Source organism: Streptomyces sp. W16, assembly GCF_033194735.1.
Classification (GTDB): Bacteria; Actinomycetota; Actinomycetes; order Streptomycetales; family Streptomycetaceae; genus Streptomyces.
Map to the genome: position 1 here is coordinate 1 of NZ_JAWOAI010000120.1, position 21607 is coordinate 21607.

General features: G+C 70.1%; 18 protein-coding genes. 9 read left to right on the forward strand and 9 right to left on the reverse strand.

Annotation, left to right across the window (positions count from 1 at the left end; all coding sequences use genetic code 11):
• A partial coding sequence (locus tag R6V09_RS18130; protein WP_317882448.1) for a M20/M25/M40 family metallo-hydrolase occupies positions 1-745 on the reverse strand: 745 nt, incomplete at its 3' end.
• A 178-nt stretch (positions 746-923) separates the two neighbouring features.
• On the opposite strand from R6V09_RS18130, the gene R6V09_RS18135 reads away from it, so the two are divergent.
• Both R6V09_RS18135 and R6V09_RS18140 read left to right on the forward strand, forming a co-directional pair.
• The gene (locus R6V09_RS18135) at positions 924-1844 is read left to right on the forward strand and encodes a LysR family transcriptional regulator (RefSeq protein WP_317882449.1); all 921 of its coding nucleotides are present in this window, start codon (positions 924-926) and stop codon (positions 1842-1844) included.
• 68 nt (positions 1845-1912) lie between these two features.
• Positions 1913-2509, forward strand: a complete 597-nt coding sequence (locus R6V09_RS18140) for a DinB family protein (RefSeq protein ID WP_317882450.1) — start codon at positions 1913-1915, stop codon at positions 2507-2509.
• 49 nt (positions 2510-2558) lie between these two features.
• On the opposite strand, the gene R6V09_RS18145 is transcribed toward R6V09_RS18140, so the two are convergent.
• Positions 2559-3485: an oxidoreductase gene (locus tag R6V09_RS18145; RefSeq protein WP_317882451.1), complete on the reverse strand. Its 927-nt coding sequence runs from the start codon at positions 3483-3485 to the stop codon at positions 2559-2561.
• 182 nt (positions 3486-3667) lie between these two features.
• Between R6V09_RS18145 and R6V09_RS18150 the strand changes: the two genes are divergently transcribed.
• A complete protein-coding gene (locus R6V09_RS18150; protein ID WP_317882452.1) occupies positions 3668-4168 on the forward strand; it encodes an excalibur calcium-binding domain-containing protein in 501 nt (166 codons plus the stop codon).
• A 48-nt stretch (positions 4169-4216) separates the two neighbouring features.
• Here R6V09_RS18150 and R6V09_RS18155 read toward each other — a convergent pair whose 3' ends face one another.
• Positions 4217-4549 carry an aldo/keto reductase gene (locus R6V09_RS18155; protein WP_317882464.1) on the reverse strand — a complete coding sequence of 111 codons (333 nt, stop codon included), beginning with the start codon at positions 4547-4549 and terminating at the stop codon, positions 4217-4219.
• A 47-nt stretch (positions 4550-4596) separates the two neighbouring features.
• Positions 4597-5541 (reverse strand): aldo/keto reductase, encoded by a 945-nt coding sequence (locus R6V09_RS18160; protein WP_317882453.1) that lies wholly within the window; start codon positions 5539-5541, stop codon positions 4597-4599.
• A 235-nt stretch (positions 5542-5776) separates the two neighbouring features.
• On the opposite strand from R6V09_RS18160, the gene R6V09_RS18165 reads away from it, so the two are divergent.
• Complete coding sequence (locus R6V09_RS18165) at positions 5777-6214, forward strand: winged helix-turn-helix transcriptional regulator (RefSeq protein WP_317882454.1); 438 nt, start codon at positions 5777-5779, stop codon at positions 6212-6214.
• A gap of 160 nt (positions 6215-6374) precedes the next feature.
• Here the strand turns inward: R6V09_RS18165 and ppdK are convergent, their stop codons facing one another.
• Positions 6375-9110, reverse strand: a complete 2736-nt coding sequence (gene ppdK, locus R6V09_RS18170) for a pyruvate, phosphate dikinase (RefSeq protein WP_317882455.1) — start codon at positions 9108-9110, stop codon at positions 6375-6377.
• A gap of 450 nt (positions 9111-9560) precedes the next feature.
• Positions 9561-10763 carry an ROK family protein gene (locus R6V09_RS18175; protein ID WP_317882456.1) on the reverse strand — a complete coding sequence of 401 codons (1203 nt, stop codon included), beginning with the start codon at positions 10761-10763 and terminating at the stop codon, positions 9561-9563.
• 120 nt (positions 10764-10883) lie between these two features.
• Here R6V09_RS18175 and R6V09_RS18180 point away from each other — a divergent pair, with 120 nt between their 5' ends.
• The 3 genes from R6V09_RS18180 to R6V09_RS18190 all read left to right on the forward strand — a co-directional run bounded on the left by R6V09_RS18180 (position 10884) and on the right by R6V09_RS18190 (position 16539).
• Entirely contained in the window at positions 10884-12356 is a 1473-nt protein-coding gene (locus R6V09_RS18180) for an MGH1-like glycoside hydrolase domain-containing protein (protein WP_317882457.1), read from the forward strand.
• 49 nt (positions 12357-12405) lie between these two features.
• Positions 12406-14343, forward strand: a complete 1938-nt coding sequence (locus tag R6V09_RS18185) for an amylo-alpha-1,6-glucosidase (RefSeq protein WP_317882458.1) — start codon at positions 12406-12408, stop codon at positions 14341-14343.
• 531 nt (positions 14344-14874) lie between these two features.
• A complete protein-coding gene (locus R6V09_RS18190; RefSeq protein ID WP_317882465.1) occupies positions 14875-16539 on the forward strand; it encodes a sulfatase-like hydrolase/transferase in 1665 nt (554 codons plus the stop codon).
• Between the two features lie 212 nt (positions 16540-16751).
• Here the strand turns inward: R6V09_RS18190 and dusB are convergent, their stop codons facing one another.
• On the reverse strand, positions 16752-17951 hold the full coding sequence (gene dusB / locus R6V09_RS18195; protein ID WP_317882459.1) for a tRNA dihydrouridine synthase DusB: 1200 nt from the start codon (positions 17949-17951) through the stop codon (positions 16752-16754).
• 82 nt (positions 17952-18033) lie between these two features.
• On the opposite strand from dusB, the gene R6V09_RS18200 reads away from it, so the two are divergent.
• Complete coding sequence (locus R6V09_RS18200) at positions 18034-19479, forward strand: MFS transporter (RefSeq protein ID WP_317882460.1); 1446 nt, start codon at positions 18034-18036, stop codon at positions 19477-19479.
• A 107-nt stretch (positions 19480-19586) separates the two neighbouring features.
• On the opposite strand, the gene R6V09_RS18205 is transcribed toward R6V09_RS18200, so the two are convergent.
• Both R6V09_RS18205 and R6V09_RS18210 read right to left on the reverse strand, forming a co-directional pair.
• Positions 19587-20276, reverse strand: a complete 690-nt coding sequence (locus tag R6V09_RS18205) for a haloacid dehalogenase type II (protein WP_317882461.1) — start codon at positions 20274-20276, stop codon at positions 19587-19589.
• Positions 20277-20301: 25 nt separating this feature from the next.
• Positions 20302-21186, reverse strand: a complete 885-nt coding sequence (locus R6V09_RS18210; RefSeq protein WP_317882462.1) for a helix-turn-helix transcriptional regulator — start codon at positions 21184-21186, stop codon at positions 20302-20304.
• Positions 21187-21287: 101 nt separating this feature from the next.
• On the opposite strand from R6V09_RS18210, the gene R6V09_RS18215 reads away from it, so the two are divergent.
• On the forward strand, positions 21288-21607 hold a 320-nt coding region (locus tag R6V09_RS18215), incomplete at its 3' end, for an MFS transporter (protein ID WP_317882463.1).

Here is a 21607-nt window from a genome sequence, read left to right on the forward strand (position 1 = left end):
GGCCGTGGCCGTCGACCAGGGTCGCGACAGCGCCGGCGAGGGTGGTCGCGGGGTTGCGCAGCAGGCCGCCCCAGTTGCCGGAGTGGTAGGCGTCCGGCCGTAGATCCGCGGTGAGTTGGAGCTGGAGTCCGCCGCGGGCGCCGAGGAACAGGGTCGGTGTGGTGGCGTCCAGGCGTGGTCCGTCCGAGGCGACGAGCACGTCGGCGCGCAGCAACTCCCGGTGTGCTGCGGCGAATTCGGCGAGTCCGGGTGAGCCGATCTCCTCGCCGGACTCCAGCAGGAAGGTCAGGTTGAAGCCCAACGCGCCCTGCTCGGCGAGGAGTAGACGCAGGGCGGCGAGATTGACCAAGTGCTGGCCCTTGTTGTCGGCGGCGCCGCGCCCGTACCAGCGTTCACCCTCGGCGGTCAGCGTCCACGGGTCGCGGCCCTCGCTCCACCGGCCCGCCTGGCCCTCGACGACGTCCGCGTGGCCGTAGACGAGCACGGTCGGCAGCTCTGGGGACTCGACGCGGGTGCCGACCAGGAAGGGGCCGGCCGCCGGATCGGGGTTGTCGTAGCGCGCGACCTCGCAGCCGAGGGCGGTCAGGGCTGGGGTCAGGAACTCGTCGAGGTATGCCTCAATGGCAAGGCGGCTCTCGGGGCGGGAACTCTCCGTGGCGTACGCGACCATGGTGGCCAGCTCGGTGAAGAAGGCACCGGAGTCGACGAACTCCTCGGCTTTACGCGCCAGTTTCTCAGGTATCACGGGAAGATTTCTCCAGGGAGGGCGGCGGTCGGGCGGGCGGTGCGCTCTCGTCGTCCCAGCAGAGTAGGGCGGATCCGAGCCTGCGACCATTGCCGTTTGTGACGTGATGCGTTCTACTTTCGGCAACGCATCACGTGACCACAGACGTGACTACAGGCATTACCACAGGGGACCTCCTATGCAGCTTCTGCCGGTGAACCTCGCCTACTTCCTGGAGGTCGCCCGCACCGGATCGGTGACCGAGGCGGCGAACGCCCTGAACGTCGCGCCCTCTGCGATCAGCAGACAGGTCGCCAAACTGGAGTCGGGCATCGGCGTCCCGCTGTTCGCCCGGCATCCGCGCGGGATGACCCTGACCGAGGCGGGCTCCCGGCTGCTGGCCCACGCCCGCCGTGCCGAGACCGAATCGACCACGCTCCTGGAGGAGTTGAGGACGGGCCGGGGCGCGGAGGCGCGCAGTGTCGCCGTCGCCTGTTCGGAGGGGTTCGCGCGGCGACTGGTGCCGCGGGCGATCGCCGACTTCCGGCGGGCCCATCCCGACGTGGCCTTCCGCGTGGACGTGGTCGCCCGCCAGGAGGCGACCCGCCGTGTGGTCGAGGGCCTCGCCGATGTCGCCGTCACGTACACGATGGGCCCGCAGCACGACGTCCGCGTCGAGTGCGCGGTCGTGGTCCCGGTGGCCGCGATCGTCCCGCTCGGCCATGAACTCGCCGGCCGCGACCGCATCGGCCTCGCGGACCTGTGCGGCTACCCGCTCGCGCTGGCCTCGCCGGGCACGAGTCAGCGTGAACTCTTCGACATCGGGGCGCAGTTGGAGGGGCTCACGGTCCGCCCCGCGCTGGTCTGCGACAGCCTCGGCCCGCAGTACGAGTTCGTCCGCGCGGGAGGCGGCCTCGCGCTCGTCGGCGATCTCGGCGATCTCGGCCACATCAGGCAGGACACCTCCACCGAGGGCGTGGCGTACGTCCCCGTCGACCACCCGGTCTTCCGTCAGCGCGAGGCCCAGGTGCAGACGGCGACGGGGCGACGGCCGTCCTGGTCGGCGACACAGTTCACCGAACTGCTGGTGGCGGCGCTACGGCGGGACCGGTCCCCTTGATCCACGGCATGCATGACCTACGTACGGGATCTTGAGACCACGAGCAGCCCATGGCAGGCTCATGCCGCATGATCGATGAATTCGCGAAGGACAACCTGCACGGGAGACTGCGGCGGGACCGCGAGGCGCTGCTCTGGAAACTCGACGGCCTGTCCGAATACGACGCCCGCCGGCCTCTGACAGCGACCGGGACCAACCTCCTCGGCCTGGTCAAACACGTGGCCGCCGTCGAGGCCAGGTACTTCGGCGAGGTCTTCGATCGCCCTTCCCCGGAACCGCTGCCCCGGTGGCAGGACCACAACGGCAACGACCTGTGGGCCGCCGAGGACGAGACCCGCGATCAGATCGTCGAGTTCTACCGGCGCACGTGGGAACACTCGGACGCGACGATCAACGAGCTTTCCCTCGAAGCCCCCGGCCACGTGCCGTGGTGGCCGGAGCCCTTTTCCCACACGAACCTGTTCGCCGTCATGGTCCATGTCCTCGGCGAGTCCAACCGGCATGCCGGGCACGCCGACATCCTGCGCGAGGGCCTCGACGGCCGGACCGGGATGCGCCCCGAACACGAGCAGCAGATCAACGAGGAAGCCCGCGCGGCCTACTGCGCGAAGATCGAGCAGGCGGCCAGATCGGCCGCCAGCTCGGCCGCAGCAGTCAAGGCTTAGTCAGACTTACCACGGACCACATCCGCGAGGGCGTCCGTAACACCCGCTCCTACGCCTTGAGTTGGCCGTACACGACTCCCGTCAGCTCCTCCGAAGCCGCCCAAAGGCGTTGCCCCATCGCGTCGTTGAGGGTCCAGGGTGCCCGCCAGGAGCGTGCCGGTGCCCCGCGCCACATGGCGAGTCGCGGGCCGTAGAAGGAATCGGGGTGCACGTCGGGCGCGGTCGCCGCGTAGAGGGAGGGCAGCGCGCCGGCCTCCGCCGGCTGGGCGAAGACCCGGTTGCCGAGTTCCATGAGCCGCTCGGCGCCCCTGCGTCCCTCCGCCTGCGGCCCGGCGGTCTGGAGGTTGGTGGCGGCGTAACCGGGATGGGCGGCGGTCGCGACCACCCCCGAACCGGCCGCCGCGAGCCGCCGCGCCAGCTCGTGCGTGAAGAGCAGGTTGGCGGTCTTGGAACGGGAGTAGGCGGTCCAACGGCTGTACCGGCGCTCGCTGTTGGGATCGTCGATGTCGATGTTGGCGAGCGCGTGCATGAAGCTGGAGACCGTGACGATCCGGGCGTCCGGCGCGTCGAGCAGCGCCGGAAGCAGCAGCCCGGTCAGCGCGAAGTGCCCGAGGTGGTTGACACCGAACTGGGTCTCGAAACCGTCCACCGTCGTGCCGTACGGCATCGCCATGACCCCGGCGTTGTTGACGAGCAGATCCAGCCGCTCGTACGGAAACGTGGCCGCGAACTCCCGTACGGAGCGCAGGTCTCCGAGGTCCAGCCGCCCGAACTGGGCCTCTGCTCCCGGCACTTCGGCGACGATCCGGTCGGCGGCCTCGCTCCCCCGCACCTCGCTCCGGCAGGCGAGCACCACCCGGGCACCCTTGCGGGCCAGCTCCCGCGCGGTGACGTAGCCGATCCCGCTGTTGGCGCCGGTGACCACGGCGACCCGGCCGCGCTGATCGGGGACGGCCCTCTCGTTCCAACCGGACATGGGCGGCCCCTTCTGTCGACGCGTGCATCCCGGTGCACGAAGAGCGTACGAGAGCCGGACCGGCCCCGCTCCCCCACGCCGAGTGATCCGACCGTCACGGACCATCACAGGTTGGTCACTCGCCCTTCACCTGCCCGGTCCCGGCGTTACGTTCCATGCCACATCAGACACAGGGGGACGAGATGACTCATCCGTACGCGATGCCACCCGTACCACCGACGCCCCAACCGGTCCGGTCCGCGCCCCGCTGGGCCCGCAAGCGGTATGTGCTCCCGGCCCTCGCGCTGGCCTTCCTCATCGGCCTCGGCGCCGGCCAGGACACGAAGAAGGACACGGCGGCCGATGCGAAGCCCGCCGCCGCCAAGCCGCAGCCGACGATGACCGTCACGGCGACCGCGACGGAGACCACCACCCCGGCACCGGCGCCCACGGTGACCGCGACGAAGACCGTCAAGGTAACCAAGACGGTCACCGCCGAGGCCGCCGCGGGAAGCGACTCAGGTTCCGGCTCAGGTTCTGGTTCTGGTTCCGGCTCCGATGACAGCGGCTCCGGCGGAGGCGCCGGCACGTACTACGCGAACTGCACCGCCGCCCGTGCCGCCGGCGTCACGCCTCTCCACCGGGGCGACCCCGGCTACGACTCCCACCTCGACCGGGACGGCGACGGGGTCGCCTGCGAGTGACGGCAGCGGGGACGTGGGACACCCGGAATCCCTCCGGCCGGGCGTGGACTACCGGTTGATGCGGCTCATGTCGGCATACCGGTCGCCGATCGGTACCGCCACCTCGGACAGCCGCTCCAACTGCCCGGCCGAGAGCACCAGTTCGTCCGCCACCACGTTCTGCTCCAGGTTGGCGATCCGGCGCGTCCCGGGAATGGGCGCGATGTCGTCGCCCTGCGCGAGCAGCCACGCGAGCGCGATCTGAGCGGGCGTCGCGCCGAGCTGCTTGGCGACGTCGTCCACCTGCTCCACGATCCGGATGTTCGCCTCCAGGTTGTCGCCCTCGAAGCGCGGATTGGACCGGCGCCAGTCGTCGGCGTCGAGCTGGTCGAGCGAGCGGATCGTTCATGTTCCTGAGGGGCGCCGGAATCAAGCCCCTTCGCGGTGTGTCAGGCCGAGGCCTTCGTGAGGAGGTGGACGTCCTCATGGGTGAGGGTGAGGTCCTGGACGGCGAGGAGCGCCGGGAGTTGTGCCAGGTCGCGGGCGCTCGCGATCGGGGCGGCGACGGTGGGGCGGGTGAGGAGCCAGGCGAGGGCGACGGTGGCGGGTTCGGCGCCGTGCGCGTCGGCGACGGTGTCCAGTGCCTCAAGTACCGCGACGCCCCGCGCCGTCACCGCGGGCCCTGCCGCCAGGTCGGCGCGTGCGCTGTCGACCGTGACGCCGGGACGGTACTTGCCGGTCAGGAAGCCGGCGGCCAGCGCGAAGTAGGGCAACGCGGAGACGCCGGCCTGCTCGGCGACGTCCTGGAGGGCGCCCTCATAGGTGTCGCGGGAGACCAGGTTGTACTCCGGCTGGATCGCCACGTACCGGGCGAGGTTCTCGCGCTCGGCGAAGTCGAGGGACGCCCGGAGCCGCTGCGCGGAGAGGTTCGAGGCTGCCACGGCGCGCACCTTGCCGGCCCTCACCAGGTCGTCCAGGGCCGTGACGATCTCCTCCACGGGCACGGACGGGTCGTCGTAGTGGGAGTAGTAGAGGTCGATGTGGTCGATGCCGAGGCGGCGCAGCGACTGCTCTGCCGCGGCCTTGATGGTAGAGGCGGACAGGCCCTGGTAGTCCGGGTGCATGCCGCCCTTGGTGGACACGATGAACTTGTCGCGGTTGCCGCGTGCGGCCAGCCACTTGCCGATGACGGTCTCTGACTCACCGCCCTTGAGACCGTCGATCCAGGCCGCGTAGACGTCGGCGGTGTCGATGTAGTTGCCGCCGGCCTCTGTGTAGGCGTCGAGGACGGCGAAGGACTGCTTCTCGTCGGCCGTCCAGCCGAAGACGTTGCCTCCGAGGGCGAGGGGGAAGACAGCGAGGTCGGACGTGCCGAGTGTGCGGAGCGTGGCCACGGCGGAGTTGTCCCTTCACTATGGGTGGGTACGGTGCCCGCGCGGCAGGTGGGAACAGGGCCGGAGCGATGAGGCGGGAATACGCCCGAAGGGCCCGGCGGTTGCCGCCCTGTGCGCGGGACGACCGCTTCGACCAGGGCGTTGGCGCCCGGTGCGTAAGCCACTGTGCAGGAACGGAATCAGCGTTACAAAAGGTATGTCCATGTTCCCCAGGAACATCGAAAGGGCGTCATCCGTGAACAGCGACGAGGGCCGGGCACCCGCCACCGGTCAGGCCCGGGCGAACGTACTGCGCCTCGCGGGCCCCTGTGAGCGCTGGGACGAGCGGGACGCGGACTTCATCCGCGAGATCCTCGACCTGGTGGGCGACAAGTGGAGCATCCTGGTCATCGGCGCCCTGGCCGGCGGCGACGCCCGCTACTCGGATCTCGACACCACGATCCCCGCCATCTCCCGGCGCATGCTCACCCTCACCCTCAAGCGCCTTCAGCGCGACGGCATGGTCGACCGCACCGCCTACGCGGAGGTGCCGCCCCGCGTCGAGTACTCCCTCACCGACCTCGGCGCCTCCCTGCTCTCCGCCATCCAGCACCTGGCCGCCTGGAGTTCCGAGCACCACGACGAGATCCGACGCCACCAGAACGCGTACGACGGGAAGGCCGCACGCGGGTAGAGCCCCCGGGAACCCTGTGGTTCTACGGCTTCCGCAGACCACGCGGAGAGGGGCGGCACCCCCGCACAGGGTGCCGCCCCTCCCTTCGTGATCCGGAACCGCCGCCCATCGGTGAGGGTCGGGGACGGGCGACGGCTCCGGCGTCCAGTGGCCGTACGGCCTACCGGTGGTCGCTCCCCTGCGCCACCGACGCCGCCCGCCCCGCCTCAAGCCGCGCCACCGGGATCCGGAACGGCGAGCAGGAGACGTAGTCCAGTCCCACCTCGTGGAAGAAGTGCACCGACTCGGGGTCGCCGCCGTGTTCGCCGCAGACGCCGAGTTTCAGGTCCGGGCGGGTTTCTCGGCCGGCCTTCGCCGCGAGCTTCACCAGTGAACCCACGCCGTCCCTGTCGATCGTCTCGAAGGGGGAGACACCGAAGATGCCCTTCTCCAGGTAGGCCGTGAAGAACGAAGCCTCTACGTCGTCGCGGCTGAAGCCCCACACCGTCTGGGTGAGGTCGTTCGTGCCGAAGGAGAAGAACTCCGCCGCCTCCGCGATCTGGCCCGCCGTCAGTGCGGCGCGCGGGAGTTCGATCATCGTGCCGATGGACAGCTTCAGGGACGTGCCCGTCGCGGCCTCCACCTCGGCGATGACCTGGTCGGCCTCCTCGCGGACGATCTCCAGCTCCTGGACCGTGCCGACGAGCGGGATCATGATCTCGGCGCGCGGGTCGCCCTTCGCCGCCTTGCGTTCGGCGGCGGCCTCGGCGATCGCCCGTACCTGCATGGTGAACAGGCCGGGGATGACCAGGCCCAGGCGCACACCCCTCAGCCCCAGCATCGGGTTCTGCTCGTGCAGGCGGTGGACCGCCTGGAGCAGGCGGAGGTCGTTCTCGTGGGACTCCTGGCGGGACTCGGCCAGCGCGACGCGGACCGACAACTCCGTGATGTCCGGGAGGAATTCGTGCAGCGGCGGGTCCAACAGGCGGACGGTGACCGGGAGTCCGTCCATCGCCTTGAACAGCTCGACGAAGTCCGCCTTCTGGAGCGGGAGAAGAGCCTTGAGGGACTCCTCGCGTTCGGTGTCCGTGTCGGCCAGGATCAGGCGTTCCACCAGCTCACGGCGGTCGCCGAGGAACATGTGCTCGGTACGGCACAGGCCGATGCCCTGGGCGCCGAAGCGGCGGGCGCGCAGCGCGTCCTCGGCGTTGTCGGCGTTGGCGCGCACCCTCAACCGGCGTACGCGGTCCGCGTATCCGATGATCCGGTGGACCGCCTCGACCAGCTCGTCGGCGTCGTCGGCGCCCGCGTGCATCCGGCCCTCGAAGTACTCCACGACGGGGGACGGCACGACCGGGACCTCGCCCAGGTACACCTTGCCGCTGGATCCGTCGATGGAGATGACGTCGCCCTCCTCCACCACATGTCCACCGGGCACCGTCATACGGCGTCGCTTGGTGTCGACCTCCAGCTCCTCGGCGCCGCAGACGCACGTCTTGCCCATGCCGCGCGCCACGACGGCCGCGTGGGACGTCTTGCCGCCGCGTGACGTCAGGATGCCCTCCGCCGCGATCATGCCGTCGAGGTCGTCGGGGTTGGTCTCGCGGCGGACCAGGATGACCTTCTCGCCCGAACGCGACCACTTCACGGCCGTGTACGAGTCGAAGACCGCCTTGCCGACCGCCGCACCCGGCGAGGCCGCGATGCCCCGGCCGACCTGCTGGACCTTCGCCTCGTCGTCGAAGCGCGGGAACATCAGCTGCGCCAACTGGGCACCGGTGACCCGCTGAAGGGCCTCCGCCTCGTCGATGAGCCCCTGGTCCACCAACTGCGTGGCGATACGGAAGGCCGCACCCGCCGTCCGCTTCCCCACCCGCGTCTGCAGCATCCACAACTGGCCGCGCTCGATGGTGAATTCGATGTCGCAGAGATCCTTGTAGTGGTTCTCCAGAGTCTTCATGATCTGCATGAGCTGGTCGTACGACGCCTTGTCGATCTGCTCAAGTTCCGCGAGGGGCACGGTGTTTCGGATGCCGGCGACGACGTCCTCGCCCTGCGCGTTCTGCAAGTAGTCGCCGTAGACGCCCTGGTGGCCGCTGGCCGGGTCGCGGGTGAAGGCGACGCCCGTGCCGCCCCCGATCGATGTAGCTGTGGGGCCGAGGTTGCCGAAGACCATCGAGCAGACGTTGACCGCCGTGCCGAGGTCGTGCGGGATGCGTTCCTGGCGGCGGTAGAGCTTGGCGCGGTCGGTGTTCCAGGAGTCGAAGACCGCGTGGATGGCGAGGTCCATCTGCTCGCGCGGGTCCTGCGGGAAGTCGCGGCCGGCCTCGGTCTTGACGATCCGCTTGAAGCGGGTGACCAGCTTCTTCAGGTCGGCCGCGTCCAGCTCGGTGTCGACCGTGACCTTCTTGGCCTCCTTGGCCTTGTCGAGGGCCTCCTCGAAGAGGTCGCCGTCGACGCCGAGGACGGTCTTGCCGAACATCTGGATGAGCCGACGGTAGGAGTCCCACGCGAAGCGCTCGTCGCCGGCCTGCTTCGCCAGGCCCTGCACGGACTTGTCGGAGAGGCCGATGTTCAGGACGGTGTCCATCATGCCGGGCATGGAGAACTTCGCCCCGGAACGGACCGATACGAGGAGGGGGTTGTCGGCCTGCCCCAGCTTCTTGTCCATCGTCGACTCAAGCGCGTCGAGGTGTGCACTCACCTCGTCACGCAGTGCCGCCGGCTCCTCGCCACTGTCGAGGTAGGTCTTGCACGCCTCGGTGGTGATGGTGAAGCCGGGGGGCACGGGAAGGCCCAGGTTCGTCATCTCGGCGAGGTTGGCACCCTTGCCGCCGAGAAGGTCCTTGAGGTCCTTGTTTCCCTCGGTGAAGTCATAGACGAACTTCGCTACGTGGGGTTCTTTGTTTTCCGACACGGGTCTCGACTCCTCGGGACGCGGGTGGCTGCCCTGACGGCCAGGAACATACCCAGATCGAAGGCGCCTGGGTACGTCCACTTGCATGTCATGCGTCTGTAACCGGTAGTCCGCCAGCGGATCGAAAGTCAAAGCTCGGCAAGCGAACACCGCCGGATGTTTTCACTTCTTGAAGGCAAGCAGGCCCATCAGCACCTTTTGCCGCTCATTCGAGCGGCTTGCGGCTCGCCTGTTTTCGATCGATGAACGATCAAGGGGTGGCACGCAGTGCCACCCCTTGGAGAAGTGCAGCCGCGCAAGATCCGCTCACCTGAGCGCCACCTCTATCAAAGGTGGCGAGAATCACGCTTCCACAACCGCCCGGATTTCACCATCCGGACGGGCGCCGGACGAGTCTCCGGACGGAAACGCGGACGTCACATCCCCACGGCCCTCACGCGCCCGCCGCCCTCACATGCCCAGCGCGAGCAGCCGCTCCTCGACCCGCTCCGGCGCGTACAGGTACTCCACGACCAGCGCACCCGCCCCCACCAGCCCGGCCCGCTCACCGAGCCGTGAGGTCAGTACGTGCAGATGAGCGGTGGAGCGCGGCAGCGCCCGCTGGTACAGCAGCTCCCGTACGCCGGTGAGGAAGGAGGTTCCGGCCAGGTCTCCCGCGATCATCAGAACCCCGGGGTTGAGCAGCGTCACCACGGTCGCCAGGACGTCCCCGACCTGTCGGCCCGCCTCGCGGGCGAACGCCGCCGCTCCCGGATGGCCCGACGCCAGCAGGTCCCGCACATCCGAGCCGGACGCCGCCGGCACCCCGGTCTCGGCCAGCCGTCGTGCCACGGCGCCACCGCTGGCGACGGCGGCGAGACAGCCGTAGGACCCGCAACGGCACAGCGCCTGCGCGCCCGCCGGGACGCGGATGTGGCCGATGTCGCCGGCGCCGCCGTCGATCCCCCGGAAGATGGAACCGCCGACGACCACTCCGGCGCCGATGCCGGTCGAGACCTTGACCAGGACGAAGGCCGCACAGTCGGGGTGTCCGGTGCGCTGTTCGCCGTAGGCCATGAGGTTGGCGTCGTTGTCGACCAGGACCGGGACCCGGGGGGCGCCGGTGTGTTCCGTGAAGGCGCGGGCCAGGCGGCCTCTTATGTCGTAGCCGTCCCAGCCGGGCATGATCGGCGGCTGGACGACCCGGCCGGTCTCGCTGTCGACGGGCCCGGGGACGGCGAGTCCGATCCCGCAGACCTCGGACGCCTGATGCCCCGCCTTCTCCAGCAACTCGGCGAACCAGCGGCCGAGTTCACCGAGTACGGCGTCCGGGCCGTCCTCGATGACCAGCGTGCCGCCGTGCTCCGCGAGGATCTCGCCGGTGAGCGAGAGGACACACGCGCGCGCGTGGCGGGTGTCCAGGTCCGCCGCGAGGACCACGGCGTGGGCGTCGTCGAATTCGAGGGTGATCGAGGGGCGACCGCCCAGCGGGGAGTCCACGGGACCGCCCGCGCCCTCGCGCAGCCAGCCCGCGCGGAAGAGCCGGTCCAAGCGCTGGCCGACGGTCGCACGGGAGAGACCCGTCACTTGTTGGAGGGCACCGCGGGTCGTGGCGCGCCCGGTGCGCACCAGTTCGAGCAGATCTCCGGCGCTCCCTTGACCTCTTCCCGTCATGCGCACCCCCTTGTGTTTCTCAACCCTGCATTACATATTGAGTTTTGCGTGTTAAATAGACGTAACCCTACGGTAGCCATGACCGAACCGGTCGGCTCGATGTGTTTCGTGGAGTCCCGAGTGGATCGCACTGCCCAGCTCACAGCCCTCCCCGTGGAGCACGACCTCGTATACGATCCGCCGTCCTTGTCAGGTTCCCTGCACCTCAGGGCGGCTGCCGTACTCGAAGGGAACTGGACGGGAGCCTCCACCGTCCCCTCACGCGGTCTGTATCCGCACCAGTGGTCCTGGGACTCCGCGTTCATCGCGATCGGACTGCGGCACCTCTCGCCCCTGCGGGCACAGACGGAGCTGGAGACGCTGCTCGCCGCCAAGTGGGGCGACGGCCGTATCCCGCACATCGTCTTCAACCCCTCCGTACCGCTCGACGCGTACTTCCCGAGCCCCGACTTCTGGCGCTCCTCGACCGCGGGGCACACCGCGGGCGCCCCGCGCACCGTACAGACCTCGGGCATCGTGCAGCCACCGGTCCACGCGCTGGCGGCGTGGCTGGTCCACTGCGCGGACCCGGGCCTCTCCCGCGCGCGCGGCTTCCTCGCCGGTGTCTACCCCCGGCTGGCCGCCTGGCACCGCTATCTGCTGCACCGGCGCGACCTCGGCGGGGGCGGGCTCGCGTCCGTCGTGCACCCCTGGGAACAGGGTATGGACAACAGCCCTTGCTGGGACGCCCCGTTGAGCCGGATCACGCCCGCCCCGGCCCGCTCCTTCCGGCGCGCCGACCTCGACCACGGGGCGGCCGAGGACCGGCCGACGGACCTCGACTACGGCCGTTACGTGCGCCTCGCGACGGACTACCGGGACGGCCAATACGCCGACGGCGCAAGCGAGTTCGCGGTGGAGGACCCGTCCTTCAACGCCCTGCTCATCGCCTCCGAGCACGCACTCGCCCGTATCGCACGGGAGTTGGGCGCGACCGGCACGGCCCGGCACGCCCGCGCGGAGCGGCTCACCGGCGTGCTGATCGAGCGGCTGTGGGACCCGGCGGAGGGCATGTTCTTCTGCCGCGATGTGCGCGGCGAGACGCCGGATGCGGGGCGCGGGTCCCTCACTGGCGCCCTCATCCCCGAGCGCAGCGTCTCCGGCCTGATTCCCCTCCTCCTCCCCGACCTGCCCCGGGACATCACCAGCGCCCTCGTCCGTACGGCGTCCGGCCCGCACTTCGGGCTCGGCGACACCACCCAACTCCCGCCCAGCTACGACCTGTTGGGCGAGGCCTTCGATCCGCACCGGTACTGGCGCGGCCCGGCCTGGTTCAACACGAGCTGGCTGCTGGAGCGCGGCCTGCGCCTGCACGGCGAGCAGACGCGGGCGGACGCCCTGCGCGAGGCGGTCCTGGAGACCGCCGACGCCACCGACTTCGCCGAGTACGTCGACCCGTACGACGGCGAGGCGTGCGGCGCGACCGGCTTCAGCTGGACCGCCGCGCTCACCCTCGATCTGCTCCACGAGCCCCCCGGACACCGCGTGTCCGGCACCGGACTCGGCACGTTCGACATGCGTGGCACCGATTCGACACGCGTGGCACAGAAGTGAACGGCAAGGCAGTCAAGGTCGCCAAGAGAGTCAAGGGAGGGGACCGGGGATGACGGACCGGCATCATCTGCTCGTGCACGGCGGGACGTTCGCAGCCGTGGGCGACGGCGGGGACATCAGCGGCGTACGGGGCGGCAGTTCCCCGGACGGGTTATTCGTACGGGACGCCCGGCACCTGAGCCGTTGGCAGTTGACGGTCGACGGCGCGGTGCCGGAGGCACTGACACCGGTGGCCGACGGGGACATGGCGCGCTGTGTCCTGGTCCCGCGCGGTGGCCGCCAGGAGCCGCCCGCACACACGCTCTTCCGTGAACAGGCCGTCGGTGACGGCTCGTTCGTCGAGTCGCTGAAGGTGACAAGCAACCGGCCGGTGCCGACCACGGTCCGGCTCGCGGTCACCGCGGACGCCGACTTCACCGACCAGTTCGAACTGCGCTCCGACTACCGCACCTACGCGAAGACCGGCGCCACCCGCTCCCGCCAAGTCCTCGACGACGGCGTGGAGTTCGCCTACCAGCGCGGCGAATGGCGCTCCTGTACGACGGTCACGGCCGAACCGGCCCCCGACGGCGTCGAGGAGACCGGCACCGGCGCCCGCCGCCTCGTATGGACCCTGGACCTCGAACCGCACGGCACCGCCGAGCTGGCCCTGCGCGTGATGGCCCGCCCGCACGGCGACAAGCGGGCCCTGCGGGTACCGCGCTCACCGTCCGTGCTGAACGAGCAACTCCTCGCGCTGGAGGGCGAGTACGTCCAGGGCGTCTCCTTCCCCACCGGCTGGCCCGAGTTGGCCGCCGCCTGCGCCCGGGGCCTGTCGGACCTGGCCTCGCTCCAGGTCCCGGCGGCGGGCCTCGACGGCGAGGAGCTGAAGGTACCGGCGGCGGGGGCCCCGTGGTTCCTGACCCTCCTGGGCCGTGACGCCCTGCTCACCTCGCTCTTCGCCCTCCCCTACCGCCCCCAACTCGCCGCCGCCACACTGCCGGCGCTCGCCGCGACACAGGCGACGGCGGTGGGCCCGGAGTCGGTCTCCCAGCCCGGCAAGATCGTGCACGAGGTGCGGCACGGCGAGCTGGCGCACTTCGGGCAGGTGCCGTACGGGCGCTACTACGGCTCGGTCGACGCGACCCCGCTGTTCCTGGTGCTGCTCGGCGCGTATGTCGAGCAGACCGGCGACACGGCACTCGCCCGCCGCCTGGAGCCCAACGCCCGTGCCGCGATCGGCTGGATGCTCGACCACGGCGGCCTGACCTCCCGCGGCTATCTGGTCTACCGCGCCGACCAGGGCGGCCTCGCCAACCAGAACTGGAAGGACTCCCCCGGCGCCATCTGCGGAGCCGACGGCACCCGCGCGAGCGGTCCCGTGATGGCGGCGGGGGCCCAGGGCTACGCGTACGACGCGCTGCGCCGCACCGCGTGGGTGGCGCGGACGGTGTGGCAGGACGAGACGTACGCGGCGCTCCTGGAGCAGGCGGCGTCCGACCTCAGGGACCGTTTCCAGCAGGACTTCTGGATGCGGGACCGCTCCTTCCCGGCGCTGGCGCTGGACGGGGAGGGCCGTCAGGTCGACGCGCTGGCCTCGGACGCGGGGCATCTGCTGTGGTCCGGGCTCCTGGACAAGGAGTACGGCGAACTGGTCGGCCGCAGGCTCCTGGAACCGGACTTCTTCTCCGGCTGGGGCGTCCGCACGCTGGCCTCCGGGCAGGCGGCGTACCACCCGCTCTCCTACCACCGGGGTTCGGTCTGGCCGCACGACAACGCGCTGATCACGCTGGGCCTGTCGCGTTACGGCCTGCACGACGAGGCCCGTACGGTCGCGCACGCGCTGGTCGACGCGGCGACCGCGGCCGGCCACCGCCTCCCGGAGGTCCTCGCGGGCTACGGCCGCGACACCCACCCGGAGCCGGTTCCGTACCCGCACGCGTGTGTGCGGGAGTCCAGGTCGGCGGCGGCTCCGCTGGCGCTGCTCACGGCGGTAGGGGGCGCGTGACGCAACGGTGATAAGCCGTTTGCCGGGTGTTTGCCCAGTTCCGTGAACGGGCGCATGAGGCAACTCGTACGGAATGACGGCGGCCCTGCCTCCCCAGCGAGGGTCTGGCCGGCCAGGCCCAAAGGGCCGCCACTCCGACTACGGGCTCCTCATGGAAGGACCTTCGGGTTGCCTCAGCACACGAGCACAAGCCAGTCACCGAATACGGCCGGGGCAGCCGATGGCAAGGTTCCGCCGCCGGACACCGACAGCGACATCACCGACGGCGTCGACGTCGACACGGAGTCGACGCCGGGCGAGGCGACAGCGATACCGGGCGACGAGACCGGGGACGAGGCCGAGACCGGGAAAGCCGTAGAAGCTCCGGCCGAGAACACCGACGCCGCAGACACCGACTCCGAGGAGCCGGCCCCCGAAGCTGACGCCGATACCGAGACCGCCGCCGCGCCCGAAGTCACCCCCGCCACCACCCCCCGCCCCACCCGCCCCAACCCCCGCACCTGGAGCAGTCGGCTGGGACTGCGGCGGCGTATGGCGGGCTGGCGGGAGAAGCATCCCGTCTCCGCGCGTGTCGTCTCCTGGACCGTCACCGTGCTCGCCGCCGCCCTCGTCTACGTGTGTCTGCAGATGCCGACCACGTTGAACAGCCTGAAGCCCGCCGAGTTCATGCGGCTGCCGGCGGAGGCGATCATGGGGGCCGTCGTCCTGATGAGCCTGCCGCGCCGGCCGCGGATCGTGCTGGCGGCGTTCTCCGGCGCGCTGACCGCCGTCGTGGCGATCCTGAACATGCTCGACATGGGCTTCAACGAATACCTGGGCCGGGGCTTCAACGTCGTCCTGGACTGGAGCCTGTTCGCCGACGCCCGCGGCTATCTCACGGACACGCTCGGCGGGACGGTCACCTCCGCCCTCACGGTCGGTGTGATCCTCTTCGTGCTGCTGCTGATCGTCCTGGTCGCGCTGGCCGCGGTCCGGCTCAGCAACCTGCTGGCCGGCCACAAGGCGCAGGCGTCCCGGGGCGTGCTGATCGCCGGCACCGTCTGGATCACCTGCATGGCCTTCGGCCTCCAGGTCTCCGGCGTGCCGTTCGCCGCCGACCACACCGCCGCGATCCTCAAGCTCCGCACCGTGGCGATCCGCAACACCCTGCGCGACGAGGCGGAGTTCGAGAAGGTCGCCAAGGTCGACGCCTTCGGCAACACCCCGGGCAGCCAGCTCGTCCCGGACCTGCGCGGCAAGGACATGATCTTCACCTTCATCGAGAGCTACGGCCGTAGCGCGATCGAGGACCCGATCATGGCGCCCGGTGTCGACGAGACCCTCGCCGCCGACACCAAGGCCCTGTCCAAGGCGGGCTTCGCGGCGAAGAGCGGCTGGCTGACCTCGGCGACCTACGGCGGCAGCAGCTGGCTGGGGCATTCGACGACCATGTCGGGGCTGTGGGTCAACAACCAGCAGCGCTACCGCACGGTGATGGCCAGCGACCACCTGAGCCTGACCGACGCCTTCAAGAAGACCGGCGACTACGACACCGTCGGCGTGATGCCGGGCATTCAGAAGGGCTGGCCGGAGCAGAGCTTCTACGGCCTCGACAAGGTCTACAACGCCTTCCAACTGGGCTACAAGGGACCGAAGTTCAGCTGGTCGACGATGCCCGACCAGTACACCCTTGAGCAGTTCCAGAAGCAGGTGCACAGCAAGCCGCGCGCCGACGGCAAGTCGCTGATGTCGATGATCATCCTGACGTCGAGCCACCAGCCCTGGGCGCCGATCCCGAAGCTCGTCCCCTGGGACCAGCTGGGCAACGGTTCGATCTTCGACGCGATCGAGAAGGCCGGCAACAAGGCCTCCGACGTCATCGCCGACACCACCAAGTCCCGCCAGGAGTACGGCAAGTCGATCCAGTACTCGGTGAACTCCCTCACCCAGTGGCTGGAGCGCTACGGCAACGACAACACCGTGCTGGTCTTCCTCGGCGACCACCAGCCGATCGCCCGGGTCAGCGGCAACCACGCCAGCCGTGACGTGCCGATCTCGATCGTCGCCAAGGACCCCAAGGTCCTTGCGAAGATCGACAGTTGGAACTGGTCGGACGGCCTGCGCCCCGCGCACGACGCCCCGGTGTGGAAGATGAGCGCCTTCCGCGACAAGTTCCTCACGGCCTACGGCTCGACGCCCCACCCGAAGACGAACTAGGACCTGTCCGGCCGGTCAAGTCGCAGGAAACTGACGGTGCTTGATGGACGCCGGTGAGCGGGGTGTGGTGCGTGCAGCTGCAAGGCGGAGGAGGGAGGCGACGCGGTGGGGGCACCTCCCGGCCGAAGGCTGGGGGACGTCGGCGAGTGACGACAACGCGGCAGATGTGCGCACCACACCCCGCGTCTGCGGCATGATCGGCCGGACAGGTCCTAGCCGCCCGAGGTGTCGAGTTCGGCGTCCTCGCCGATCCCCGCGCAGTCGTACGGGTCCTTCAGCCAACCGTCGGGCAGGACAACCCTGTTGTTGCCCGACGTACGGCCGCGGGGCCCGTCGGCGCCTGCGGGCCAGGGCTGGTCGAGGTCCAACTCGTCGAGCCCGGACCGGAGTTCGTCCAGCGAGGACGTGATGGCGAGGCGCTTGCGCATCTCGCTGCCGACCGCGAAGCCCTTCAGGTACCAGGCGACGTGCTTGCGGAAGTCGATGACTCCGCGCGCCTCGTCCCCGATCCACTCGCCGAGCAGGGTCGCGTGCCGCACCATGATGTCGGCGACCTCGCGCAACGACGGCTTCAGAACGTCTTGTTCACGTCCTTCGAACGCGGCCACGAGGTCGGCGAACAGCCACGGCCGCCCCAGACACCCGCGCCCGACCACGACCCCGTCGCACCCGGTCTCCCGCACCATCCGCACCGCGTCCTGCGCCGACCAGATGTCGCCGTTGCCGAGCACGGGGATCTCCGGCACATGCTCCTTCAGCCGGGCGATGGCGTCCCAGTCGGCGGTGCCGCCGTAGTGCTGGGCGGCGGTGCGGCCGTGCAGGGCGATGGAGGTGACGCCCTCCTCGACGGCGATGCGGCCGGCGTCGAGGAAGGTGATGTGGTCGTCGTCGATGCCCTTGCGCATCTTCATGGTGACGGGCAGGTCCCCGGCCCCGCTGACGGCCTCCTTGAGGATCGCGCGCAGCAGGTTCCGCTTGTACGGCAGCGCGGAGCCGCCGCCCTTGCGGGTGACCTTCGGCACGGGGCAGCCGAAGTTGAGGTCGATGTGGTCGGCGAGGTCCTCCTCCGCGATCATGCGGACGGCCTTGCCGACGGTCGCCGGGTCCACGCCGTACAGCTGGATCGAGCGCGGCTTCTCGCTCGCGTCGAAGTGGACCAGCTGCATGGTCTTCTCGTTGCGCTCGACCAGCGCCCGGGTCGTGATCATCTCGCTGACGAACAGGCCTTTACCGCCGCTGGCTGCATCCTTTGATTCGCCTCCGGCGAATGCTTCGCCTTCGGCGAAGGACCTGCACAGGGTGCGGAAGGGCGCGTTGGTGATCCCGGCCATGGGGGCCAGGACGACGGGCGGCGAGACGGTGTGCGGGCCGATCTGCAAGGGCGACACGGGCGGGGACGCGGGCGTGGACATTGCTCCATTGTGGCGTACCGCCGGAGATCATGTAGCAGTCATTAGTTAGACGCACTATCGAGTTTCGCGTACGATGGTCCGCATGCCCGAGCTCAGCCAACGCCGCCGCATGCTGGTGCTCGCGATCTGCTGCATGAGTCTGCTGATCGTGAGCCTGGACGTCACCATCCTGAACGTCGCGCTGCCCGCGATGCAGACCGATCTGCACGCGAGCACCTCCGGACTGCAATGGACGATCGACGCGTACACGCTCGTCCTCGCCTCCCTGCTGATGCTGGCGGGCTCCACCGCCGACCGGATCGGCCGCAAACGGGTCTTCGTCGTCGGCCTGGTGGTCTTCAGCCTGGGCTCGCTGCTCTGCTCCCTCGCACCCGACCTGGACGCGCTGATCTGGTTCCGCATGATCCAGGCGGTCGGCGGCTCGATGCTCAACCCGGTCGCCATGTCGATCATCACCAACACCTTCACCGAGCCGCGCGAGCGGGCCCGCGCGATCGGGGTGTGGGGTGCGGTCGTCGGCATATCGATGGCCGCAGGACCGCTGATCGGCGGCCTGTTGGTGGACTCGGTCGGCTGGCGCTCGATCTTCTGGACCAACCTGCCGGTGGGCGTGGCCGCGCTGCTGCTCACGCTGAAGTTCATCCCCGAGTCCCGCGCGCCGAAGGCCCGGCGTGCCGACCCGGTCGGCCAGCTCCTGGTGATCGCCCTGTTCGGCTCCCTGACGTACGCGATCATCGAGGCCCCGGACTCCGGGTTCACCGCGATCCTGCCCTTCGCGATCCTCGCGCTGGTCGCCCTCGCCGGTCTCCTCCGGTACGAGCCGCGCCGCGACGAACCCCTCATCGACCTGCGCTTCTTCCGTTCGGCGCCGTTCAGTGGGGCCACGGTGATCGCGATCAGCGCGTTCTCCTCGCTGGGCGGCTTCCTGTTCCTGTCCACGCTGTATCTGCAGAACGTGGTCGGTCTGGACGCGCTGCACGCGGGCCTGTGGATGCTGCCGATGGCTGTGCCCATGTTCCTGTGCGCGCCGTTGTCCGGGCGGCTGGTCGGTAGTCGGGGGCCACGAATATCCCTGCTGATCGCGGGCGCGGCGATGACCGTGAGCGCGCTGCTGTTCGCCGGGTTCGAGGCGGAGACGTCGAACGTCTCGCGGTTCATCGGGTACCTGCTGTTCGGTATCGGCTTCGGGTTCGTGAACGCGCCGATCACCAACACCGCGGTGTCCGGAATGCCACGGGCGCAGGCGGGGGTCGCGGCGGCCGTCGCCTCCACGAGCCGGCAGCTGGGGCAGACCCTCGGGGTCGCGGTGGTCGGCGCGGTGCTGGCCTCCGGAATCGGATCGTCGTCGTACAAGGACACGTTCGTGTCGGCGGCGCGGCCCGGGTGGTGGATTCTCGTGGTGTGCGGCCTGGCCGTGCTGGTGCTGGGGGCGGTGACCAGCGGCGCCTGGGCGCGGCGGACCGCCGAGCGCACGGCGGAGAAGCTGTCGTCCGTCGAGGTGCGCGAGGCGGCCGGGATCACCGTCTAGGTACTGGGCTCGGTCCGCCTCCCGGGGCGGAACTCCTCCAGGTCGTCCAGGTCGTCCGGCCCGCGCACTTCGAGAACCGGTGGCTCCCCTGTTAAAAGGGGACGTCCTCAGCCGCCGTCGAGCTGGTCGGCCAGGTCCGTCAGGTCGTCGGCGTGCAGGTCGAAGGTGTCCGTGGCGGTGGGCGGGTCGCCGACGGGGCGGGCGACGTACGCGGTGCGCAGGCCGAGGCGCTGTGCCCCGCGCAGGTCCCAGGCGTGGGCGGCGACCATCAGGAGCCGCTCCGGCGGCCGTCCGGAGACGGTGACGGCCAGCTGGTAGACCGCCGGGTCCGGCTTGTAGGTCCGGGCGTCCTCGGCGGACAGGGCCTGGTGCCAGCGCAGTCCGGCGTGGGCGTTGAGCCCCAGCAGCACTGTCCGGCTCGCGTTGGAGAGCCCGATCAGCGGGAACCGTTCGGCGATGCGGGCGAGCCCCGCCACGGTGTCGGGCCAGGGCGGGAGTCTGCGCTCCGACAGTGCCAGTGCCGTCACGGCGGCCGGGTCGGTGACTCCGACGGCGTCGGCGACGAGCCGGGCGGCCTCCAGGTCGAGGGCGTCGCTGGTGACGTAGGGCCGGGTGCCGTCGAGCACGCGGCGTTGTTCACGGTCGATGTGCCGCTGCCAGAGCGCCAGGAGCCGCTCGACCTCGGGAGCGTCGAGCGACGGATCCAGTGCGCGGATGCCGGTGCGGAGACCGGCGGGTTCGTCGACGAGCGTGCCGAGCACGTCGAACACGACGGCGTCGATCTCCGGCAGCGGCATGAGAGACCCCTCCCTCACGTCGGCTTCACCTCGCCCGTGCGATCGCGTGCAGCCGCTCCAGCCGCTGCCTCGATTCCTCGTCCACCGGTGCGTACGTCACCATCCGCGGGCCTCTCGAAGGGCCCAGCCACAGGTCGGTGTGGTCGACCGTGAGGCGGCCCACGTGGCTGTTGCGGAACTCCTTGCGGCGGGGGCTGGCGCCCAGCACCTCGTGGCGGTCCCAGACCTCGCAGAACTCTGGGGACGTGTGCAGCCGCTTGAGCAGGGTCTTCCAGGTGGGGTCGGCGAGATGGTCGGCCATCGAGCCCCGGAAGCGGGCGGCCATGAGCCGCTGGGTCTTCTCCAGGTGCACGATCGAGGACCGCCACTCCTCGTGCGTGTAGGAGAGGATCATGCAGTTGCGGTCCTCGGGCTCCACCGCGTCCAGGTCGCACAGCAGCATCCCGTAGGTGCGGTTGTAGGCGAGGATGTCGTACCGGGCGTTCTGCAGACAGGCCGGGATCGGGTCCAGCTGGTCCAGCATCGACTGCAGTGCGGGTGTGACGACGGGGCAGTCGGTGGCCGGCTGCGGATCGATGGCGTCGGCCAGCTGGAACAGGTGGCTGCGCTCGCTGCGGTCGAGCAGCAGGGTGCGGGCCAGCGCGTCGAGGACCTGTACGGAGACCTGGATGTCCCGGGCCTGTTCGAGCCACGTGTACCAGGTGACGCCGACCGCGGCGAGCTGCGCGACCTCCTCGCGGCGCAGGCCCGGCGTACGGCGCCGGGTGCCGCGCGGCAGGCCGACCTGCTCGGGGGCGATGTGCTCGCGGCGGTGGCGCAGGAACGCGGCGAGTTCATGGCGCCGGATCGTCGACGCGGTCTGCGGGGCCGCCGTTCGTCCTGTCACCGTCTCCTGTGCCATGGTCGTCATGACTCCAGTCTGCCGTCGTACGGACCCTGTTTCCAGGTAGTCCTGCTACCAGGATAAGGACACTCTGGTACCAGTCTGGCAGGAGGCGCAGGCTCGTCGGCGTGACCGAAACAATCGCTTCCCGCACCGTCCGATCCCCGGCGGCGCCACCCGTGCTCGGCAGCCTCGGACTGTTCACGGTGCTGCTGGCCGCGGCGCTGCCCCTCATCGACTTCTTCATCGTCAACGTGGCCCTGCCGACCATCGGCAGGGACCTCTCGGCGAGCGAGGCCGTCCTCGAACTCGTCGTCGCCGGCTACGGAGTCTCGTACGCCGTGCTGCTCGTCCTGGGCGGCCGGCTCGGCGACCTGTTCGGGCGCCGCCGGCTCTTCCTGGGCGGGATGGCCGCCTTCGGCGTGACCTCGCTGGCCTGCGGGCTGGC

Coding starts and splice junctions, on each gene's coding strand:
- R6V09_RS18135 (WP_317882449.1), top strand. CDS start 924: ATGCAGCTTCTGCCGGTGAACCTCGCCTACTTCCTGGAGGTCGCCCGC.
- R6V09_RS18140 (WP_317882450.1), top strand. CDS start 1,913: ATGATCGATGAATTCGCGAAGGACAACCTGCACGGGAGACTGCGGCGG.
- R6V09_RS18145 (WP_317882451.1), bottom strand. CDS start 3,485: ATGTCCGGTTGGAACGAGAGGGCCGTCCCCGATCAGCGCGGCCGGGTC.
- R6V09_RS18150 (WP_317882452.1), top strand. CDS start 3,668: ATGACTCATCCGTACGCGATGCCACCCGTACCACCGACGCCCCAACCG.
- R6V09_RS18175 (WP_317882456.1), bottom strand. CDS start 10,763: ATGACGGGAAGAGGTCAAGGGAGCGCCGGAGATCTGCTCGAACTGGTG.
- R6V09_RS18185 (WP_317882458.1), top strand. CDS start 12,406: ATGACGGACCGGCATCATCTGCTCGTGCACGGCGGGACGTTCGCAGCC.
- R6V09_RS18190 (WP_317882465.1), top strand. CDS start 14,875: ATGGCGGGCTGGCGGGAGAAGCATCCCGTCTCCGCGCGTGTCGTCTCC.
- dusB (WP_317882459.1), bottom strand. CDS start 17,951: ATGTCCACGCCCGCGTCCCCGCCCGTGTCGCCCTTGCAGATCGGCCCG.
- R6V09_RS18200 (WP_317882460.1), top strand. CDS start 18,034: ATGCCCGAGCTCAGCCAACGCCGCCGCATGCTGGTGCTCGCGATCTGC.
- R6V09_RS18205 (WP_317882461.1), bottom strand. CDS start 20,276: ATGCCGCTGCCGGAGATCGACGCCGTCGTGTTCGACGTGCTCGGCACG.
- R6V09_RS18210 (WP_317882462.1), bottom strand. CDS start 21,186: ATGACGACCATGGCACAGGAGACGGTGACAGGACGAACGGCGGCCCCG.